This is a genomic window from Moorena sp. SIO3E8 (assembly GCF_010692445.1).
Classification (GTDB): Bacteria; Cyanobacteriota; Cyanobacteriia; order Cyanobacteriales; family Coleofasciculaceae; genus Moorena; species Moorena bouillonii.
The window spans coordinates 41,510-58,529 of the sequence record NZ_JAAHHM010000021.1 but is presented as its reverse complement, the minus strand read 5'-3'; the positions used below and the strand labels follow the sequence as shown (position 1 = coordinate 58,529).

The 17,020-nt window shown below is 42.4% G+C and carries 18 protein-coding genes and 2 pseudogenes; 12 read left to right on the top strand and 8 right to left on the bottom strand.

What is annotated here, in order from left to right; translation table 11 throughout:
* Positions 1-366: 366 nt before the first annotated feature.
* Positions 367-1,713, bottom strand: coding sequence for a citrate/2-methylcitrate synthase (locus F6K46_RS11790; protein WP_293057676.1), 1,347 nt, complete (start codon positions 1,711-1,713; stop codon positions 367-369).
* Between the two features lie 296 nt (positions 1,714-2,009).
* Between F6K46_RS11790 and gntT the strand changes: the two genes are divergently transcribed.
* The 6 genes from gntT to F6K46_RS11760 all read left to right on the top strand — a co-directional run bounded on the left by gntT (position 2,010) and on the right by F6K46_RS11760 (position 6,135).
* On the top strand, positions 2,010-3,335 hold the full coding sequence (gene gntT / locus F6K46_RS11785) for a guanitoxin biosynthesis MATE family efflux transporter GntT (protein ID WP_293057679.1): 1,326 nt from the start codon (positions 2,010-2,012) through the stop codon (positions 3,333-3,335).
* Between the two features lie 34 nt (positions 3,336-3,369).
* A complete protein-coding gene (locus F6K46_RS11780) occupies positions 3,370-3,498 on the top strand; it encodes a hypothetical protein (RefSeq protein ID WP_293057682.1) in 129 nt (42 codons plus the stop codon).
* On the top strand, positions 3,450-3,674 hold the full coding sequence (locus F6K46_RS11775; protein ID WP_293117040.1) for a hypothetical protein: 225 nt from the start codon (positions 3,450-3,452) through the stop codon (positions 3,672-3,674). Before F6K46_RS11780 ends, F6K46_RS11775 begins: the two co-directional genes overlap by 49 nt.
* 9 nt (positions 3,675-3,683) lie before the next feature.
* Positions 3,684-4,265: a TetR/AcrR family transcriptional regulator gene (locus tag F6K46_RS11770; protein WP_293057688.1), complete on the top strand. Its 582-nt coding sequence runs from the start codon at positions 3,684-3,686 to the stop codon at positions 4,263-4,265.
* Between the two features lie 362 nt (positions 4,266-4,627).
* On the top strand, positions 4,628-5,410 hold the full coding sequence (locus F6K46_RS11765; RefSeq protein ID WP_293057691.1) for an SDR family oxidoreductase: 783 nt from the start codon (positions 4,628-4,630) through the stop codon (positions 5,408-5,410).
* Between the two features lie 470 nt (positions 5,411-5,880).
* On the top strand, positions 5,881-6,135 hold the full coding sequence (locus F6K46_RS11760; RefSeq protein ID WP_075896712.1) for a hypothetical protein: 255 nt from the start codon (positions 5,881-5,883) through the stop codon (positions 6,133-6,135).
* A gap of 156 nt (positions 6,136-6,291) precedes the next feature.
* Here F6K46_RS11760 and F6K46_RS11755 read toward each other — a convergent pair whose 3' ends face one another.
* Positions 6,292-6,669 carry a hypothetical protein gene (locus F6K46_RS11755; protein ID WP_293057695.1) on the bottom strand — a complete coding sequence of 126 codons (378 nt, stop codon included), beginning with the start codon at positions 6,667-6,669 and terminating at the stop codon, positions 6,292-6,294.
* Between F6K46_RS11755 and F6K46_RS11750 the strand changes: the two genes are divergently transcribed.
* From F6K46_RS11750 to F6K46_RS11725, 6 genes are all read left to right on the top strand, one after another.
* Entirely contained in the window at positions 6,662-6,808 is a 147-nt protein-coding gene (locus F6K46_RS11750; RefSeq protein ID WP_293057697.1) for a hypothetical protein, read from the top strand. The two genes, F6K46_RS11755 and F6K46_RS11750, sit on opposite strands and share 8 nt — an antisense overlap.
* Positions 6,809-7,197: 389 nt before the next feature.
* Positions 7,198-8,064 (top strand): TauD/TfdA family dioxygenase, encoded by an 867-nt coding sequence (locus tag F6K46_RS11745; RefSeq protein ID WP_293057700.1) that lies wholly within the window; start codon positions 7,198-7,200, stop codon positions 8,062-8,064.
* 19 nt (positions 8,065-8,083) lie between these two features.
* Positions 8,084-8,425: an aspartate 1-decarboxylase gene (gene panD / locus F6K46_RS11740; RefSeq protein ID WP_075896718.1), complete on the top strand. Its 342-nt coding sequence runs from the start codon at positions 8,084-8,086 to the stop codon at positions 8,423-8,425.
* 3 nt (positions 8,426-8,428) lie between these two features.
* Entirely contained in the window at positions 8,429-9,595 is a 1,167-nt protein-coding gene (locus F6K46_RS11735; RefSeq protein ID WP_075896720.1) for a pyridoxal phosphate-dependent aminotransferase, read from the top strand.
* Between the two features lie 33 nt (positions 9,596-9,628).
* Positions 9,629-10,441, top strand: coding sequence for a class I SAM-dependent methyltransferase (locus F6K46_RS11730; protein ID WP_293057709.1), 813 nt, complete (start codon positions 9,629-9,631; stop codon positions 10,439-10,441).
* 39 nt (positions 10,442-10,480) lie between these two features.
* Positions 10,481-11,293, top strand: a complete 813-nt coding sequence (locus F6K46_RS11725; RefSeq protein ID WP_081431065.1) for a class I SAM-dependent methyltransferase — start codon at positions 10,481-10,483, stop codon at positions 11,291-11,293.
* Positions 11,294-11,666: 373 nt separating this feature from the next.
* Here the strand turns inward: F6K46_RS11725 and F6K46_RS11720 are convergent, their stop codons facing one another.
* The 6 genes and pseudogenes from F6K46_RS11720 to F6K46_RS11695 form a co-directional block, all read right to left on the bottom strand.
* On the bottom strand, positions 11,667-12,548 hold the full coding sequence (locus F6K46_RS11720; RefSeq protein WP_293057714.1) for a 2OG-Fe(II) oxygenase: 882 nt from the start codon (positions 12,546-12,548) through the stop codon (positions 11,667-11,669).
* 239 nt (positions 12,549-12,787) lie between these two features.
* On the bottom strand, positions 12,788-12,997 hold the full coding sequence (locus F6K46_RS11715) for a hypothetical protein (RefSeq protein WP_293057717.1): 210 nt from the start codon (positions 12,995-12,997) through the stop codon (positions 12,788-12,790).
* Between the two features lie 15 nt (positions 12,998-13,012).
* On the bottom strand, positions 13,013-14,749 hold the full coding sequence (locus tag F6K46_RS11710; RefSeq protein WP_293117037.1) for an ABC transporter ATP-binding protein: 1,737 nt from the start codon (positions 14,747-14,749) through the stop codon (positions 13,013-13,015).
* 251 nt (positions 14,750-15,000) lie between these two features.
* Positions 15,001-15,210: pseudogene (locus tag F6K46_RS11705) on the bottom strand (IS701 family transposase); the annotation flags it as partial.
* 131 nt (positions 15,211-15,341) lie between these two features.
* Positions 15,342-16,188: pseudogene (locus tag F6K46_RS11700) on the bottom strand (transposase); the annotation flags it as partial.
* A gap of 468 nt (positions 16,189-16,656) precedes the next feature.
* The gene (locus tag F6K46_RS11695; RefSeq protein ID WP_075896732.1) at positions 16,657-16,962 is read right to left on the bottom strand and encodes a hypothetical protein; all 306 of its coding nucleotides are present in this window, start codon (positions 16,960-16,962) and stop codon (positions 16,657-16,659) included.
* Positions 16,963-17,020 lie beyond the last annotated feature (58 nt).

Here is a 17,020-nt window from a genome sequence, read left to right as displayed (position 1 = left end):
GCGATCGCATCAACAATCACATCAGTCTTTGACCTGCCAGTTTGCTCAACCTAGCAGCTATTTAGTTATGGAAAAGGCTTGGAGGAATCTTAATGGCGATTTGAGGTTTAGTCACAGCATAAATCTAAATTTTCTTCCATACCATTTGTATGACTAAGTGTTGCTATTGCCGTATTAATTCTTAACATTAGGGGAAATCTCGTCTGGAGGTGTTTCTCCAGATTAGCTATAGACATCCCCACCTCGGTAAACCCAGGTGGGGAAGCTTAATTCAACCGAAAAAGGGACTAAAAAAGTCCCTCGATTGGCTGGAAACTATTAACAAACAGGAGTTACCATTTCAACACCCAGTGTATTGGGCAGCATTTACCTGTCAAGGGTTGCGGTAAGAGCAGGGAATAACGGAATTACTCCTGAAGTGCTTGGCTCAACATCATTAAAGAATAAATTTGTTTTTCCTACATAAGCTTGATTAGGGAAAACAATTGTAGATTTTTCGGTAGCTAGGCAAATATTAGCGATGTAACCAGCAATACGACTGCAATAGAACATAACTATCATCAGTTGATCAGGAATTCCTAGATTTTTCCATAAAACACCAGAATAAAAATCTACGTTTGGTTTAATCTTATCGAAGTAAGGAATAGTATCTATTTGCTTATGCATTTCCTTAGCAATATGCATGAAGGTATCTCCCTTGCCTTCTTCAACCATTTGGTGGCAGATTTTGCCGAGAATTCTGGCTCTAGGGTCTATTCCTTTGAATTCAATATGTCCTAAGCCAGGGATTTTCTGTTTTTGAGTCAGGGATTGCTGGATATAGTTTCTGATATTGTCTTCTAGGTCTCCATCAGCAGCGGCAATTTCCTGAAACATCTGCAACACCCTGAAATTAGCGCCCCCATGTTTGTCTCCAGACAAGGCGTTTAAGGCAGAGATTAAACTTCTCCACATTCCCGTACCATTGCTAATATTTTGTTTAGCAGCAAATGTTGAAGGACTCAAGCCAGCGTCTGCATGCAACACCATCAGTGTATCCATCAAAGAGCGTTGCTCATCGGTTACGTTACCGAAACCGCAGATCATTCCGAGGAGATTATTGATATAGTCATAATTTTGTCCATAACAGCCAACGTCTTGGGGCAATACCAAAGGCTGCTGTTTAACATGTTGTACAATCATTCCTACCATAATAGGAGTTATGGCAAGAGCCTTGAAGATTGCTTCCAACTGTTCGCCTTGATTCCGTAAAGGCAAAGAATATTCTCCGGAAATATAGGATAATCCCGAACTTAAAATAGCGACGGGATTAGCATGGGTAGAAAAGGAAGAGATTACACTCTTGAGTCCCTTAATAATTTTCTCATCCAGAATAGAGTGTTTGGCTAGTTGCTCCTTAAACCATTGTTTTTCCTCTTGGCTGGGGAGATGTGATTCATATAACAAAATAATTGTATCTAAGTAATCGCAATTCTCGACTACTAATTGGATCGGAATCCCCCGATAGTATAGTTCTAGAGCTCCGGCATCTAAATAACTTAGACTGGCTAATTCAGTAGTTGTGTGTCTGAGTTCAGAATCGTAAATTTGATAGCCTGTAGTTTTTGCTACTGTTTTACCACAGATTAGTGTTTGTCCTGTATTGGTAAAGTATATGGGAATCGGGTGAGATGAACCATCAGGTAAGATGATAGTGAGATGAGAATGTTCCATGTTTACAATCACCTAACAACTCTATGGATAAGCTAACTTTTTAGCTATCAAATAAAAACTCAAGATTGCTTCAAGATTCCACAAATTAGTATTGGTCTATACTAACTTATAAAGTCTTGGTATCAAGAAATACAAATTATTGCTACAACCAGCCACTTTTGTGATTATCACTTACTCCAATTATAGGATATTGTAAATAAAAATCAACAGGATCAGCAAAAAATTGTTTATTGTGAGAATAAAAGAAAATCTTACAGTCAACAATTCTGGCCAGATTTTGGTAATTAACACCCCTTATGTCCAAAGACAATACTGAAACGTTTCATCTGCGCTTTCTGCGATTAGCTACTGTCAATATCATCTCTAACATCGCGATTCCCTTAGCAGGGTTAGTAGATACGGCATTTTTAGGACACTTAGCAGATATTAACTATTTAGCTGGGGTTGCTCTAGCTACAGTTATCTTCAACTTGGTCTATCGCAACTGTAACTTTCTGCGCATGGGCACTACCGGACCAACGGCTCAAGCAGAAGGACGCTTTGACCAAGATGGCGTTACTCTAGTACTTTTACGTAATGGTTTGATTGCTTTAGCCCTCGGACTACTCATTATTTTGTTACAGTATCCCCTTAGAGAGATTGGCTTTACCGTACTCAGCGCTGCACCTGAGGTTAAAGCTGCTGGACAAGATTACTTTGATGCTCGGATTTGGGGAGCGCCCGCAACCCTACTCAACTTGGTTTTAATCGGCTGGTTTCTAGGCCGGGAAAAGAGCACCAAAGTATTGGTGTTGTCAGCTATTGGCAATGGAGCCAATATCATACTGGATTACCTGCTGATTATCCGTTGGGGCTGGGCAAGTGCAGGGGCTGGATATGCTACGGCGGCTGGCCAGTATCTAATGTTATTTATGGGGATGATTTTCATAGCTACAGAAAATGGCTATCCTCAAATGCTAGCGCTAGTAGGAAAGATTTTCGACCTAGAGGCCATAACATCGACCTTTAAGTTGAATGGAAATATCTGGATACGCTCTATTGCTGGAACCGTCACCATTGCTGCCTTTACTGATTTGAGTGCTTATTTGGGGACGATGGTGCTAGCTATAAATACTTTACTGTTGCAGGTGATGATCATCACCTTCTACTTTATTGAGGGATTATCCTTTGCTACGGAAAGTATTGCAGGGAACTTTCGCGGTCAAGGCTTGACCAACAAATTTCCTTCTCTGTTGCGCCTATCTGGAGCAAGCAGCCTGGGCATAGGACTAACCATAGCTTCTCTATTTGTCTTCCTGCCAGATCCTCTGTTTGGGTTGATGACCAATCATGGGGAGGTAATTGACGAACTTCACCATTATCTTCTCTGGCTACTTCCCTTTCTAGGACTGAGTTCCCTGGCTTTTATGTTGGATGGGTATTTTTTGGGCTTAACTGAAGGAGCTCTGCTTCGCAAAGGTGTTGTAACCGGTAGTATTGTTGGTTTTCTCCCTGTCGCTGTAGCATCTTGGTGGTTCCACAGTAGTCAAATCTTATGGCTGGCTATGTGTTGTTATATGGGAGTAAGAGCCTTAGCCCTGGGAGTTCAAGTCCCAAAAACCATGAGGTCTGGGAATAGTTAATCCTAGTCAGTTGGTGGGGCGGGGGCGCGGGGAGATGGGGAGATGGGGAGATGGGGAGATGGGGAGATGGGGAGATGGGGAGATGGGGAGATGGGGAGATGGGGAGATGGGGAGATGGGGAGCGGCCTATGCTGCTCACCCGATGCTATCGCAATCCGTATAGGAATGATAAGAATTGTTGTTCCCTGTTCCCTGTTCCCGACTCCCGACTCCCGACTCCCGATTCCCGATTCCCGATTCCCGATTCCCGATTCCCGATTCCCGATTCCCGACTCCCGATTCCCGACTCCCGACTCCCTTTCCAAAAAAGACTTGACAAACCTACCTAGTAGTAGGTAGGATAAAGTCATGAAACAGAAAACTGCTCAACAAATCCTAGACGTCGCTCAATCAATGGTGCGCAACCGAGGCTATAGTGCCTTTAGTTACGCGGACATTGCCAAAGAAATAGGTATCCGTAAGGCTAGTATCCATTACCATTTTCCCAGCAAGGATGATTTGGTAAAGGAATTAGTGAAACGATACCAAAAAAACTTCACACGAAAATGTCTTGAGATTGAGCAAGAAGGAAAAACACCCCAAGCACAATTGAGAGAGTTTGTGAATCTCTATCGAGATGGTTTGCAAGACAATAAAATTTGTTTGTGTGGAATGTTGACAGCAGATTTGACTGTTTTAAATTCCGAAATCCAAGCAGAGATCAGAAGTTTCTTTTCTGTCACTGAATCTTGGTTAGCTAGACTATTGCACCGTGGCTGTGAAACCCAGGCTTGGCAGTGTAGCCAATCGGTGGAAGTGGAAGCAAAAATGCTACTTTCCATGTTACAAGGAGCGCAATTATTAGCCCGTGTTGCAGAAGATAGTAGTGCTGCTTTTGATCAGATTACTGGTGCATGTCTGAAAGAGAAGCTATCAGGGGTCAGTGATTAGCTATCAGGGGTCAGCGATCAGCGATCAGCTATCAGCTAATCCGCTAGGGCGTGTCTTCAAAGTTTTCTGCAAGATTTAGATCCCCCCCAGCCCCCCTTAAAAAAGGGGGGAGCCATACTCAAAGTCCCCCTTTTTTAAGGGGGATAATGGGGGATCTCCGAGGCAAGAAAACACGCCCTAGGGGTCACAGCGTCGAAGCCTGTTCCACACTACTTGAGAATAAAATAAGCTGAAGGCTGACGGCTGACCGCTGACCGCTGATGGCTGACAGCTAATAAAGGAATAATTTTTTTTATTCCTTTAACTACCTTTTAGTAGGTAAATAATTCAAATCAATCCATCAATCAATTCAGGAGATAATCATGACACAAGCATTTGCGGGACAAAAAATCATTGTTGTTGGTGGCACCAGTGGTATGGGTAAAGCGGTTGCTCAATTAATTCTTCAGCAGGGTGGTGCTGCGGTTTTAATTGGCTCACGTCAGCCTAAACTGGAAGAAGCAGTAACGGAACTTAGTCAATATGGAACGGTAGTGGGTGAGTTAGCTAATATCTCTGATCCAGAGATGAGGAATGCTTTAATTGATCGTTTAAATGTCAATCATAGTGATGCCACATTACTAGTAAATTCAGCAGGAGTGTTTCTCCCTAAACCGTTCATTGAGTATGAAGAAAAGGATTATGATCTCTATTTGGATATAAATAAAGCAACCTTCTTCATCACTCAGGCAATTGTCAAAAATATGATTAATAATGGCAAAGCTGGTGCAATCGTTAATATTGGCTCGATGTGGGCGAAACAAGCCATAGAAGCTACTCCGTCTTCTGCCTACTCCATGGCTAAAGCTGGTTTACACTCTTTAACCCAACATTTAGCAATGGAACTAGCAAAATATAATATTCGAGTTAATGCCGTATCTCCTGCGGTAGTAGAAACTCCCATTTACGAAGGTTTCATCCCCAAAGAACAAGTCCATTCTGCCCTAGAAGGATTCAATAGTTTTCATCCCATTGGCAGAGTAGGAACACCTAAAGATGTTGCTGAAGCCGTTGTTTATCTACTTTCTGAGAAAGCTAGTTGGGTGACTGGCGCGGTCTGGGATGTTGATGGTGGTGTTATGGCTGGACGGAATCAGTATAACTAGGTTTGAGAAGGGTGCATCTCATATTTCTAAAAAAAGGGGAGGGTGGGGAGATGGGGAGATGGGGAGATAGGGAGATAGGGAGATGGGGAGATGGGGAGATGGGGAGATTTTGATTAAGGGTAATTGTCATACTCTCCCCATGAGTGGTGGCATAAATACAGTGAGATGCACCCCAAAAGTTACTTAAAAAAATGATAACTACTTTAGGGAAAATAAAATGTAAAAAAAACGATAATATAGCGGCTCTTTCAGAGCATAGCTTAACATTTATTACCTCTAAAACTAAGGTTTGTAGCTTTATATAACCCCCAATCCGCGCTACATTCCTTATTCAAAATATGATAGCTGTTCCGGTAGCGTTCGCGTAGCGCATAAGCTGATAGCTTACAAAAAAAATTTATAAAATCTATTGACAAAATTAACTATAATAATTATGATTATATTATATAAACCAATTGAAGTTGTTAATCATGTTTACAGACTTTGTTCCGAATCCTGACAATAATCCAGAGTATCTAATTCCGGGGAATACTTCTCAGATTTTTTTCGGGAAGAAAGAACCGGTTGAGCACAGGCTTAAGGGCTCCCGTAAGGCAGTAATGAATACCATCTATTCCCTGTATACCCAGGGCTACGCACAACTTTATGAGTGGACTCCTCTTGAGCCGAGTGGCATGCCTGGGGAAGTGATTAGTACTTTGACCAGGTATCTAATTCTGGATTAAGATTTTAAGTCGCTGGGGGGTTTCCCCCCTAGCTAAAAGACCAGGTCTAATCACGTAAGATCATGATCGGACTGGTCATGGAACAAAGTCACATAACATAAGTAGTGAAATCGACTTACTGTGGATTTCAGCCAGCCGTGGAAATAATTTCTACGGCTATTTTTTTATGGTTAGCAGGTTAGGAGGTTGAAGGTTAGAAGGTTGTTCGCGTAGCGTGGCCAATAGGCCAAGGTTAGGAGGTTGTTCGCGTAGCGTGGCCAATAGGCCAAGGTTAGGAGGTTGTTCGCGTAGCGTGGCCAATAGGCCAAGGTTAGGAGGTTGTTCGCGTAGCGTGGCCAATAGGCCAAGGTTAGCAGGTTGTTCGCGTAGCGTGGCCAATAGGCCAAGGTTAGCAGGTTGTTCGCGTAGCGTGGCCAATAGGCCAAGGTTAGCAGGTTGTTCGCCCTTGGCGTTCGGTGTAGGGTAGGTTATCAAGTTGTTCGCGTAGCGTGGCCAATAGGCCAAGGTTGAAAGTTGTTCGCGTAGCGTGGCCAATAGGCCAAGGTTATATAGCGGCTCTTATAGTAATGAGGTAGACAGGATTTTTTCCCTATTGTCTATTCTTTGTTCCCTATTCTCTATTCCCTATTCCCTATTCCCTATTCCCTATTCCCTTTTCACTAATATTAATTAGCTAAAATAATCATAAAAATACGCTCTTTTTCTCCCCCCTCTCTCCACACTTCCCACCGGGCGCATGTCAAATTCGCAGAACAAATGTACTAAAACGACTGATAACTGGTACTCAAGCCCGGAAAACAGTATAGTTCAAGGGTTTGTAGTTCAAGTGTTCTTACAAAATTGACCTGCTCCCATTCTGCTACAAGTGTTCATGGTGTGTTTACAAAAATTCAGACAGAGCCTAAAACTTTGCTCCGACTACTTATCCCTCTTCCATCAGACTGGGTTTAAAGCTTGAGTTTTCGTCGGCTGAAACAGCGTAATTTCGTCGAATTTTCCAAGAGTGATAAGAGCGTTATTGGTAAATTGGCAAGATTGTGATATCCTTTGTCGAGAGGATAGATGACAATCTATAAGGAGCAAGCAGCTAAAATGTATTTATTGTGCGTTCCAAAATCAAATGTTGAACACAATATACTTGAAGCTTATAGCATAAAAGACTTAAACGCATCTACCGTCAAAAAAATGTTCAAACTTATTAAGCAGTTTGGATATGTTATTATTCAGCTAAGGTCGTCACAGCACAAGGAAAATTTATTAGAATTATCGCAATATTTTGGCTCGATAGTCAAGCATGAACACTCAGATAAACATGGAATTGTACCCGTAACCCCTCTGGAAAATAGTCCTGGATATGTCAATACAACGACAACAGAACTACCGTTACATACAGATGGTTCTTTTGCTGTGGATCCACCAAAAATAGTAGCCCTCCAGTGCGAAGTTGCTGTAGCAAGTGGTGGTTTAACGACTATTGGAGATGGGAGATTACTGTATGATTATCTAACTGGTACAAATCCCTGTGGATTACTGAATTTATTTCAACCCGATGCCATAACAGTCCAGAGAGAAAATAGACAATCTACTAAACCTATTTTTGAAGAGCATGAGAGTAGAACACGCATCAGATTTAGATGGGATGATGCTGTTAAAATTTCAGTAAAACCAGAAGATTTACCAATAATTAAGACAATAAAAGATTTTTTTAATCGACCAGAAAATATGTTACAGTTTAAATTGCAGCCTCAGCAAATTATTCTCATGAATAATTCCAGAATATTGCATGGTCGTACTGCTTTTATTCAGGGCTCAAAAAGGTGGCTTAATCGCGTTTGGTTTGATGGTAAATCAGCTTATAGTGAAGAGTTTTGCTTTGGTTTTTCTCCGAGGGAAACCTTAGAAGAATTGAAACAAAAATGTTGTCTATAACTAAAAGGAGGAAAAAACAATGCGAATTATGTTAAAGTCAAAAATTCACAGGGCTCAAGTAACAGAGGCTAACGTCAACTATGTCGGGAGCATTACGGTGGATCGAACCCTGATGGAAAAGGCAGATTTGCTACCTGGAGAAAAAGTACTAGTAGTGGACAATACTAATGGCAACCGTCTAGAAACTTATGTCCTAGAAGGAGAAGCTGATTCAGGAGTAATTTGCATGAATGGCGGCTCCGCCCGTTTAGTTAGTCCAGGGGACCTTATTACTTTGTTAGCCTTTGACGTAACAGACGAAATCAATCCACCGAAAAAAATTCTAGTTGATGAGAATAACAAGTTTCTTCAGTATGTATAAGTAATGAAACTAGCAGCACGAGTTAATCAAGTCAGTCCTTCGCTAACATTGGCAATTACAACTAAAGCTAAGGCAATGAAAGCAGAGGGGCTTGATGTCTGCATTTTCGGTGTAGGTGAGCCGGATTTTCCTACCCCAGCTCATATTACCGCTGCTGCTAAGAAAGCTTTGGATGAAGGCAAAACTCGTTATAGTACAGTAGCTGGAGAATGGGCGTTGCGAGAAGCCATCGCCCAAAAGTTACAAACTGATAACAATCTCTGCTATTCTCCAGAAAATGTCTTGGTTACGAATGGGGGTAAGCACTCTTTATTTAATCTGATGCAAGCCCTCATTGAAGCAGAAGATGAAGTGATCATTCCTGCACCCTACTGGGTTAGCTATCCGGAAATGGTAAAGTTAGCAGGAGGAAAACCAATAATCGTTCACACCAATGAGGAAAATAGTTATAAAATTACTCCTGTTCAACTTCGTCAAGCAATAACCTCTAAAACACGGTTATTTGTACTCAACTCCCCCTCAAATCCCACAGGAATAGTTTATACCCCTGACGAGATTCGAGCCTTGGCAGATGTAGTAGTTGAAGAAGATATCCTAGTAGTCTCGGATGAGATTTACGAACATATTATCTATGATGGTGCTCAACACTTGAGCATTGGCGCTGTCAGTCCGGAAATATTTTCCCGCACTCTACTTAGTAATGGCTTTGCCAAGGCTTACTCCATGGGGGGGTGGCGGGTTGGCTACCTGGCTGGCTCCCAAGAAGTAATCCAAGCTATGAGCAAGATTCAAAGCCACAGTACCTCTAATGTATGTACCTTCTCTCAGTATGGAGCGATCGCGGCTTTATCTAGTTCTCAAAACTGTGTGGAACAGATGCGACAAACCTTTGCCCAACGTCGTCAGATTATGCTAGAGTGCCTTGATAGGATTCCTGGTTTAACCTGTCCCAAACCAAATGGAGCTTTTTATCTGTTTCCCAACATCAGCCAACTAGGGATAAAATCTGAAGAATTCTGCAATGGCCTGTTAGAGTCACAGCAAGTGGCAGCAATTCCAGGAATTGCTTTTGGAGCTGACGATCATATCCGCCTTTCCTACGCTACAGATACAGAAACCATTGAAAAAGGCATGAAACGTCTTGAGGTATTCGTTCGCTCAAAGTTTTGAGTTAACTACTAGTATACAGAGGGTGTTGATCATATGGTGGCAAACCAATTTACAGAAGCTGATACTGAAGCCTATTATGATAACTCGGACGAGCGCTACCGTATTTCTTGGCATCCAGATGGCAGCAAGCATTGGGGATATTTCGATAACTTAGATGACTCCTGTACTTATGAGGATTTTGCCGAGGCTTGTGAACGCTGGGATCAATATATGCTCTCTCAAAGCCAAATTACTGCTGACTCCCGAGTTCTAGAAATAGGTAGTGGAAACGGTAATGCGGCTATTAGGATTGCCCGGCAGAAGGGTTGTGAAGTAGTGGGGGTAGATCTAAGTACTACTCACATCAACAATGCCACAGAAAAGGCCAAGAAAAATCCATCCTTACGCTTATCCTTTCATAAAGCATCAGCAACGGATCTACCTTTTTATGACAGTTCCTTTACCCATGTCTGGAGTCAAGCAACTCTCTACCATATTCACCAACGCCAGCTAGCACTCCAAGAGATCTATCGTGTGCTGGAAATAGGGGGAATCTTTGCTTTTGATGACCTAGTAACACCAGTATCAAAAATCAATATTTCTACCCAAAAACATCTATACGAACGGCTGATCGTTAATGATATGTTTACCCCTGACTTCTACAAAAACTATCTTACCGACTTAGGTTTCAGGCTGTTAGAGACTATGGACTTAAGTCAACATATGCAAAAATGTTATCAAATTCGGTCTGCAATCATTCAACAGCAATATCCAAAACTAAGTAGGTCTTATCAGGAAAGTGCTGCTGCTGTGGAAGCTGGTGATGTAGGTTGGTGGTTCTTCCTCTGTGAAAAGCGGATCAGCTAAGAGTTTTAACAAAATCCAACTATAAACGACTAGGAGGTTATGATGACAAAAAAATTTACAGAAGCTGATACCCAAAGCTATTACGATAACTCAGATGATCGCTATCGGATTTCCTGGCACCCAGATGGCAGCAAGCATTGGGGATATTTCGACAACTTAGATGAAGTCCACACCTATGAAGACTTTCTGCGTGGCTGCGATCGCTGGAATGAATATATGTTAGAACACAGTGGAATTTCTGCTCAGTCACGGGTACTGGAAGTAGGTTGTGGAAACGGTAAAGCTGCCGTCTGGATCGCTCAGCAAAAGGGTTGTGAGGTTGTAGGAATCGATCTTAGTGCCACTCATATCCGCAACTGCGAAATAAAAGCGAAGGATAATCCTTCACTAAATCTTTCATTCGAGAAAGCATCAATCCTCGATTTGCCTTTCCCAGATGAATCCTTTACCCATGCTTGGAGTCAAGGAACTCTCCTACATATTGAAGAACGAGGTTTGGCACTCAAGGAAATTAGCAGAGTCTTAAAACCCCAAGGACGGTTTGTTTTTGATGACTTAACTACCCCAACCATGGATATTAGTGAATCCACTCGCAAGCACCTCTACGAGCGGTTACTTGTTAATAATCTTTTTACCCCTGAATCCTATCGAGATAACCTGAGTGCGGCAGGTTTTAAGGTGCTGGAAGCGACAGATTTGAGCCAACATATGCAGAAATCTTATGCGATTCAGTCTGATAGAATTCGAGAGCAATATCCGGAACTTAGTGTGTCCTATGGCAAGAGTGCTGGAGCTGTTGAAGCTGGCGAACTGGGATGGTATTTTTTCAAAAGCGAGAAAGTAGGTAATTGATTTGGTTCACACCAGAGAGTTGATTGGCTTACAGGCAAAATTAGCTTTTCACTACCGAACTTGAGAGCAACAGTCAATATTTCTTTCAACAACCAAAAGTAATGATATACAAAAAAGCTCAATGGATATTGATTTGTCTGTGTTAGATCAAAAGGCAAAATATGACCCTATAATCCAATGTACTTCATAACTGCGGTAACCGCTGTAACTTCGCCAGTTGCTTCATTGATGGTTTCAAATTTTTAGCCATCTACAGCATCAACAAACTCACCATCAATGAAGCAAGGAGTCTCTGGTTGAAATTATGCCGCTAGTTGAGGCCAGTCTAATTTGTTAAGTTTCTCAATTATCTTTTGTCTTGCTTGCCATCTTTTTAATCTTCTAAACCATCCGTTCTCATATCGGTTTTATCCAACTGATAATGAGTTGGTAGTGCCTTACCATAAAGTTGGAGGCTGCGATATACTTTGCTATACATTTGTGGATCTTTAGTATAAGAAAAGACTGCGGTGTAGCGTGGAATAGACCCCTCCACTTTTGTTACGCGATGCAGGGAATAGCGACCTTTGAAAATTTGCAGATCCCCTGGTCTTAGATTCAAAGAGGTGACGGGAGTGCGATCGCCTTTGAGTACCTTCATCACACCATCATGATTCTCATCATGGCTCGATCTGATATTATGACAATACTCAAATATCCCCCCTTTCTCTGGAGCTTGAGTAATGACCGTTACCGAAACATGATTATTGTCAAAGTGCCACGGAAACTCCTGTCCTGGTTTAATCACGTTGAAGGCAATATAGGAAAGAGGGTCGGCATATTTGTATAGTTTTTCTTCCTTCAGGCAAGCTTGAATAAATGGTGCGAAAGCTGGCCAGTTATAAAGCTGAAGTATCAGCGAATCAGTGGGAAAAGAATCGGCACGAACAAAACCACTAGTGCGATTGAATAAAAAACGTTTGGGATGCTCTTTGGGAAGAGATTCGTCATCCTCACTGAAGTAGACATTAGCGAGCATATTAGAGTAATGAGCATGAACTGACAGTTTCTCAGATTCTTTTTTGAACAATTCTAATGCCTCAGAATTAATAAATTCTGGAAGGAGACAACAACCCGTATCATCAAGCTGTCTTTGACAATCTGCAATTAATACTTTTCCGCGATCGCTGGATAGTCGATCGAGGGGATAGCGATCGAGGTTAACTAAATTGCTAGCTTCCTCTAAGGATGATAATTTTGGTAGATTGGTATACATATAGCAAAAAGCACCAAGGCAGAAGGTAGATTTATAAAATGTTCGAGCGCCTCAGAGCAAGAATCTCATGATCGGCGCTCTTCGTCGTTTGTAGTACAGCGCTGCGCGCTGATATATTGACAAGCTTTCCTATAATAAAGTGACTTGTCAATTTTATTCCATCATGACCAGACCCTATAGTCAGGATTTACGCCAACGGGCTCTTAATCTACTAGAAAAATGGATTTAAAACCTTTTCCTCAAATAGCTCCATCGCCAGACCTTTGAACCCCTTTAGATAAGACCTCTTGCATAAGTCTCATAAACCGTGGGTTTTGACAAGGCATGCATGCAAAAGCCATGCATGCAAAAGGGATAGATTTTGATTTCATATTTATTTTTGCAAGAGGTCTAATAAAAATCTCCCCATCTCCCCATCTCCCCATCTCCCTATCTCCCCATCTCCCCATCTCCCCACACTCCTATTACTTCACTCCAGACTGCACCCGCCACAGCATGGCATAAATTCCCTGTTGCTCTAACAACTGTTCATGTCGTCCTTGCTCTACTATTTTGCCTTGCTCGATGACATAAATACAATCGGCATTGCGGACTGTGGACAACCGATGAGCGATCGCAATGGTTGTGCGATTTTGGGTAATTTTTTCTAGGGAGCGCTGAATGGCGGCTTCGGTTTCATTATCAACAGCGGAGGTGGCTTCATCCAGAATCAAGATTGGGGGGTCTTTCAATAGTGCTCGTGCGATCGCAATTCGTTGCTGTTGTCCTCCAGATAGTTTCTGACCCCGCTCTCCGACAATGGTGTCATAGCCTTGGGGTAGTTGCATGATAAACTCATGGGCTTCTGCGGTCTTAGCGGCAGCAACTATTTCCTCGGTGGTGGCATCAAAAGTGCCATAGGTGATATTCTCTTCTACGGTGCCGTGGAATAAAAATACATCTTGGCTAACTAGACCAATGGCATGGCGTAAGTCTTTGAGCCTGAGCTGTCTAATGTCAATGCCATCAAGAGTTATCGAACCTGCTTGGATTTCGTATAGTCTTAATAACAGTTTGACTAAGGTACTTTTACCAGACCCTGTGGAACCTACTATCGCGATAGTCTGAGTGGCTGGGATGTGGAGGGAAAGGTTTTCTACCACAGGGGGGCGATTACGGTAGGCAAATGTGACATTATTTAATACCAATTCCCCTTTAACCTCAGACCTAGGTAATGGTGTATCCCCAGAGTGCATGGCAATCGGGGTATCCAGCAGATTCATTACCCTAGTAGTGGATGCCATGGCCCGTTGATACTGATCCAGGGTGTTACCCAGTCGAGTTAATGGCCACAGCAAGCGCTGAGTCATGAAAACTAAAACACTGTAGGTGCCTACTGCTAATTCCCCGGCGGCTGCGGACTTACCACCGTAGAGCAAAATTCCGGTAAATCCAAATAGGATTAACATCCGAATCAAGGGGACAAAGGCAGCAGAAAATGCGATCGCTTTCTGGTTACTGTGCTGATACCCTAGACTTTGTGACTCTATCCGCTTAGCTTCATACTCTTCCGCTGTAAAGCTTTTAATGGTAGTAATCCCAGTTAGATTATTTGCTAACTGTCCATTGAGTAACCCTACCTTTTCCCGAACTGCTGCATAACGGGGAGCAAGCAGACGTTGAAAGCTAATCGAACCCCAGAGGATAAAGGGGATAGGTATCAGAGTTATCCAAGCTACATTGGGAGCAACGATAAAGAAGCCCGCACTGATAGTAATAATGGCTGTGGCTACCTGGAGAATTTCGTTGGCACCAATATCGAGAAAGCGTTCTAGTTGGTTGATATCATCACTCAGGATAGACATCAATCCCCCTGTACTGCTATCTTCAAAATACGCTAGTTCCAACAATTGCAGATGAGAGTAAGCATCTAGGCGCAATTCGTGTTGAATGGTTTGAGCCAGATTCCGCCACAATCGTTCGTAAGCATATTGAAAAACGGATTCCAATCCCCAAACAATAAAGCTCAGGAATGCCAGCAATACCAGTTGGCTAAAGATATCGGTGACTCCTAGATGGGCAATCAAGGAATCTTTTTGTTTGACCACCACATCCACTGCCATCCCAATCAAGACCGGAGGGGCTAAGTCAAAGATTTTGTTGAGGATTGAGCATGCGATCGCTTTCCCGATTAGGGAACGATGGGGCTGAGCGTAACCCATCAGCCGCTGCAGGGGAGAGTTGGAATGCTTACGCTTATTTGGTTTTGACGTTAACCTTGAATTTCGTTTTGACTTTAACGTTGAATTCAACACAGTAATTAACCCTGACTGATCAGGCGGAATGGGTTGTTATAGCGCTACGCGCAAGGGCTTTAGGCAACAGGCAACAGGCAACAGGCAACAGGCAAAGGTGCGCTTGACCTATTAAGACAGGACTTACGCAAAGACACCAGATAGGTCGTAGATTCTGATCAGACTAAATTCATAACTAAAGAAGGTTTTTTAAGTTCTTTAGTTAAATATGAAGATAAACTTTGGTGCTTAATTTTATAAACTGTACATTTAGTCAAGTAAGCTAGTCTTTTCAGAAAATTCCACACCAAAATAGCACAAGCAATATGGTTTCTTTGGATTCGAGATTTACGACACTGACAAGATTGTATGCCAGTCAATGTCTTGATGCAGTCGCTCATGGGGGAAACCACGGCAGTCGCTCATGGGGGAGACCACGGCAGTCGCTCATGGGGGAAACCCCCAAGACCGCGCTGCCTCCCCAAGACCGCGCTGCCTCCCCAAGACCGCGCTGCATCGCTTGTTTAAGTTCCCGGTGAAACTCCTCTATTTTCCAACGGTAAGAACAAGTGGATTTTACCTGTTCAATATCTGAGGCAGTTAGTTCATTTGTGGCAATGTATTCCGTTCTATTGGTAGAAATAGTAACCCGAAACCACTTCACCTTTTTCTGGTCAGGAAACTTTTTTAGTTTAATCAATTTCCCTTGTTTGACATCTAACTCACTCCACGACAATGAGTCAATTCTTTGGGATTTTTCATTACCTCCTGTTTCATCCACCAATCGATTCTTTTTTAAGGGACAGTAGTAGATTTTTTCCCAGTTATCAATTAAGGCCATTAGTCTTTGAGTGGCATACCAACTATCCATTAATACTCTTTTAAAGGGGAGTTTCTTATGAAACAATTTCTGAGTATGTCTTCTACATGGTCTAGTTTGGTTTTTCCATCCTGTTCTGGAGCATATATCCGGTAATCTATCACCCAAAACTTACCGGTTTTACTATTAACGTATATACAATTTACTACTCCTATTCCTCGAACCACACTATGAGTATTTCCACTGTATTGTTTTCGCACCAATTCTATTTTATGGGAAGGGTTTTTATCCAAAACTGTATCGTCAAATACTAGATAGCCGTTTTCATCTACTTCAATATATTCAGGTGCGACCCAAGGCCGGGTTCCCCGGCCATTGGAAAGCGCACCTAGACATTTAACCACAACGTCTTAGGAGTAATTTTTTCGTTTTTTAAATATCGGTTAATTTGATCATGACTTATTTTTGGTAGATTCTCTGCCAAATTAGTTATGGTGTAATTGTTTTGGCTACTCAACAAATATTGACAGTAATCTAGCTTGTCCAATCTTTATTCCCATTATTTTTTTAGTTGGTTTCTCCCTTGATATTATCATTTACTTTATCGGTTTTTCCCCTTTAGGGATTAATTTTGTTTTTCCTCGACTTTACACGCTATATATAGCGTAAGTGCGTAAGTCCTGTAAGAATTAAATTCGCCACGGGTCGCACCTAAAAGTTTACTAACTCACATCTTGCACCAAGAAATGTTGATATCAATTACCTGTGCAAGGAGCAGAGGTTGCAATCGGAGGATATCAGTTAATAGTATGCAGACAACAAGCTGAGGGAGGATAGAGTGGAGAGCTTTTTCAGCTACTTGCCCCCAATCGGGCAAGGTGGTCGAATCAGTAGAAAGATAAGCCCAGTGTGCCAACAGGTAGGCTACCATTGATAAAATCAGCCAACGGTACATCCTGGCGTTTGGTTTGCGCAAGCTAGGGATGCAGTCGCTTAACGGTGCTTACCAGCTCTTTTACCAGCCCTCAATAGGCCACCTGCCCTTGCCCCACCAGTTGATAGTGCTGGCTTTCATAGGTAATGTAGAGAGGACAAAACCCTTGTTCAATTTGCCGTCACGTTTGAGATAGAACCAAGAAATGGAAACAACAAAAGGTTTGCCTTCAAGCCGAACTTGTTGCCCTCCCTTGTACAGACTAGATAGTTGGCGTCCATCAACCAGTTTACGGTCACGGCGGACTCCAACTACAGGGTGATCTCTGAGCTTGCGGATGCCTCGCCAAAATTCTACACTACAGAAGGCGGTATCTGCTAATACCATCACCAGCAAACCGATCAGTTAAAGTTTTAGGCAATCGTCGTACCAACCGCAAGCCCTA

Excerpts from the sequence above, each read along its gene's own strand:
- F6K46_RS11760 (WP_075896712.1), top strand. The coding sequence starts at position 5,881 with ATGTTTACAGACTTTGTTCCGAATCCTGACAATAATCCAGAGTATCTA.
- F6K46_RS11725 (WP_081431065.1), top strand. The coding sequence starts at position 10,481 with ATGATGACAAAAAAATTTACAGAAGCTGATACCCAAAGCTATTACGAT.
- panD (WP_075896718.1), top strand. The coding sequence starts at position 8,084 with ATGCGAATTATGTTAAAGTCAAAAATTCACAGGGCTCAAGTAACAGAG.
- F6K46_RS11695 (WP_075896732.1), bottom strand. The coding sequence starts at position 16,962 with ATGGTATTAGCAGATACCGCCTTCTGTAGTGTAGAATTTTGGCGAGGC.
- F6K46_RS11730 (WP_293057709.1), top strand. The coding sequence starts at position 9,629 with ATGGTGGCAAACCAATTTACAGAAGCTGATACTGAAGCCTATTATGAT.
- F6K46_RS11775 (WP_293117040.1), top strand. The coding sequence starts at position 3,450 with ATGGGGAGCGGCCTATGCTGCTCACCCGATGCTATCGCAATCCGTATA.
- gntT (WP_293057679.1), top strand. The coding sequence starts at position 2,010 with ATGTCCAAAGACAATACTGAAACGTTTCATCTGCGCTTTCTGCGATTA.
- F6K46_RS11770 (WP_293057688.1), top strand. The coding sequence starts at position 3,684 with ATGAAACAGAAAACTGCTCAACAAATCCTAGACGTCGCTCAATCAATG.
- F6K46_RS11765 (WP_293057691.1), top strand. The coding sequence starts at position 4,628 with ATGACACAAGCATTTGCGGGACAAAAAATCATTGTTGTTGGTGGCACC.
- F6K46_RS11790 (WP_293057676.1), bottom strand. The coding sequence starts at position 1,713 with ATGGAACATTCTCATCTCACTATCATCTTACCTGATGGTTCATCTCAC.
- F6K46_RS11745 (WP_293057700.1), top strand. The coding sequence starts at position 7,198 with ATGACAATCTATAAGGAGCAAGCAGCTAAAATGTATTTATTGTGCGTT.
- F6K46_RS11780 (WP_293057682.1), top strand. The coding sequence starts at position 3,370 with ATGGGGAGATGGGGAGATGGGGAGATGGGGAGATGGGGAGATGGGGAG.
- F6K46_RS11720 (WP_293057714.1), bottom strand. The coding sequence starts at position 12,548 with ATGTATACCAATCTACCAAAATTATCATCCTTAGAGGAAGCTAGCAAT.
- F6K46_RS11735 (WP_075896720.1), top strand. The coding sequence starts at position 8,429 with ATGAAACTAGCAGCACGAGTTAATCAAGTCAGTCCTTCGCTAACATTG.
- F6K46_RS11710 (WP_293117037.1), bottom strand. The coding sequence starts at position 14,749 with ATGGGTTACGCTCAGCCCCATCGTTCCCTAATCGGGAAAGCGATCGCA.
- F6K46_RS11715 (WP_293057717.1), bottom strand. The coding sequence starts at position 12,997 with ATGGGGAGATGGGGAGATAGGGAGATGGGGAGATGGGGAGATGGGGAG.